Here is a 2233-nt window from a genome sequence, read left to right on the forward strand (position 1 = left end):
GGCCATCGACGGGGAGTGGGAACTGGTGCTGCAGGCACCCAGCAGCAGGGCAAACAGGGGCAACAAGATTCTCATGGAGGGCTCCTCAGACGGATGGTCGGTCGAACTCAACGCCCCAGCTGGGCCGAGATGCGATCGCAGAGCTGCTTGAGCTGGGCCAGTTCAGCATCGGCCAGATCCACCTGATTGCGCAAGCTGTCTGCCAGACAGCAGCCCTGCACCTCCTGCTGCAACTGGCGGCCCGCCTCGGTCAAACGAATGCATTTTTGCCGCTCATCCTCGCGGGAGACGGTGCGGGTCAGCCAGCCCTTGCTCTCCAGCCGCTTGACGATGGGGGTCAGGGTACCCGCATCCAGCCCGGTCTCCTGACCTATCTCCTTGAGGCTCACCTCGTCCCGCGCCCACAGCGACAGCATCACCAGATACTGGGTGTAGGTGAGATCCAGCTTGTCCAGCAGCGGTCGGTAGGCCCGCATCACGGCATTGGAGGCGCTGTAGAGGGCAAAACAGACCTGCTTTTTCAATTCACTCATGGGGCACCTCGCTGACGACTGGGGCCAGTATACCCCAGGAGCATGAGGGGCTGAATAATTTGCACACAAAACAGTTGTCAGCCCTCCGTTTCAGGATTAACCTGATTTTAGTTTGTACGCAAACAAAATCATCCAGCGCCGCCGACAGACAGGGCCCGGCCCGTCGCCGGCGAGGCTTGCACCAGATCCAACGGGAGAACCGCCATGAATGCCACCAGCCATCAAATCCAACTGCTGCGCCGCCCGGTCGGCCTGCCCGCCGCCGCCGATTTCGCCCTGGTCGAGGTGCCGCTGCCCCCCTTGCAGGAGGGCGAGGTGCAGGTCACCAACCAGTGGCTGTCGGTGGACCCCTACATGCGCGGTCGCATGAGCGAGGCCAAGAGCTATGTGCCCCCCTTCCCCCTCAACGGCCCCCTCGATGGCGGCGCCATCGGCGTGGTGGAAGCCTCGCGTCACCCGGACTTTGCGGTGGGTGACCGGGTGAGCAGCATGCTGGGCTGGCGCGATCGCTTCGTCGCCAACGGCGCCCAGCTGACCAGACTGCCCGACACCCGCCTGCCGCCCCAGCGCTTTCTCGGCGCCCTCGGCATGCCGGGCATGACCGCCTGGACCGGGCTCAACCGCATCGCCAGACTGCAGGCCGGTGAAACCGTGCTGGTGTCGGCCGCCTCCGGCGCCGTCGGCTCCATGGTGGTGCAGCTTGCCAAACGGGCGGGGGCCCGCATCATCGGCTCCACCGGATCGGCCGACAAGGTGGCCTACCTCAAGAGCCTGGGGGCCGACGAGGTGATCAACTACCGTGAGACCCCGGATCTCGATGCCGAGCTGGCCCGGCTGGCACCGGAGGGGATCCACGTCTACTTCGAGAACGTGGGGGGCGCCATGCTGGACGCAGCCCTCAACCACATGGTGGTGCACGGCCGCATCGTGATGTGCGGGCTCATCGAGCAGTACAACGGCCAGAGCGAGGCGAGCGGCCCGCGCAACCTCTCCCAGGTGATCCGCAAGCGCCTCACCATGCAGGGGCTGATCGTGTTCGATCACTGGCAGCACTACGGCGAGTTTCTGGCCGAGGTGACCCCGGCCTTCGACGCCGGCACCCTGCAGGCCGAAGAGACCGTCTATCAGGGGCTCGCCAGCATGCCGCAGGCCTTCATTGGACTGTTCGAGGGGCGCAACACCGGCAAGATGCTGGTCAAGCTGGGGTGATCCTGTAGTGGTCAACTAAATCCGGACACTTGGTTAGGCCGATCTTCGGCTTTTGCTGGCGGTATCCCGTCATTGTGTTGATGTGGACGCCGCCAGTTGTAGTAATCCATCAGGTAATAACTGATATCCCGTTTCGCTTCCCGCAGGCTCATGTATCCCGTCACAGGGAGCCACTCTGACTTCAGGCTCCTGAACAACCGCTCCATCGGGGCGTTATCCCAGCAGTTACCACGACGACTCATGCTCTGGGTCATGCGATAGCGCCACAGCCGTTGCCGAAATGCCCGGCTGCCATATTGGCTGCCCTGGTCGGAGTGAAACAGCACGCCTGATGGGCAACCTCGTTGCTGATAGGCCATCTCGAGCGCTTTTACTGCCAGCTCTGCATCGGGCTTGTCAGACATCGCCCAGCCCACGACCCGGCGGGCATGGAGGTCAAGCACAGCTGCCAGGTAATGCCAACGGCCACCGGTCCAGACGTAGGTGATATC

3 protein-coding genes are annotated in these 2233 nt (G+C 63.5%); 1 reads left to right on the top strand and 2 read right to left on the bottom strand.

Going from position 1 to position 2233, the window contains the following annotated elements; translation table 11 throughout:
* Positions 1–107 precede the first annotated feature (107 nt).
* Positions 108–533: a MarR family winged helix-turn-helix transcriptional regulator gene (locus AB5Y98_RS17245; protein WP_005304877.1), complete on the bottom strand. Its 426-nt coding sequence runs from the start codon at positions 531–533 to the stop codon at positions 108–110.
* A 204-nt stretch (positions 534–737) separates the two neighbouring features.
* Between AB5Y98_RS17245 and AB5Y98_RS17250 the strand changes: the two genes are divergently transcribed.
* Positions 738–1742 carry an NADP-dependent oxidoreductase gene (locus AB5Y98_RS17250; protein WP_368232329.1) on the top strand — a complete coding sequence of 335 codons (1005 nt, stop codon included), beginning with the start codon at positions 738–740 and terminating at the stop codon, positions 1740–1742.
* A gap of 11 nt (positions 1743–1753) precedes the next feature.
* Here the strand turns inward: AB5Y98_RS17250 and AB5Y98_RS17255 are convergent.
* The coding region (locus tag AB5Y98_RS17255; protein ID WP_368231650.1) for an IS3 family transposase at positions 1754–2233 on the bottom strand (480 nt) is incomplete at its 5' end.

The sequence above is a fragment of the Aeromonas sp. s3 genome (assembly GCF_040907805.1).
Taxonomy (GTDB): Bacteria; Pseudomonadota; Gammaproteobacteria; order Enterobacterales; family Aeromonadaceae; genus Aeromonas; species Aeromonas dhakensis.

What these genes read in the sequence shown, in the direction of transcription:
- AB5Y98_RS17245 (WP_005304877.1), bottom strand. Translation starts at nt 533, where the DNA reads ATGAGTGAATTGAAAAAGCAGGTCTGTTTTGCCCTCTACAGCGCCTCC.
- AB5Y98_RS17250 (WP_368232329.1), top strand. Translation starts at nt 738, where the DNA reads ATGAATGCCACCAGCCATCAAATCCAACTGCTGCGCCGCCCGGTCGGC.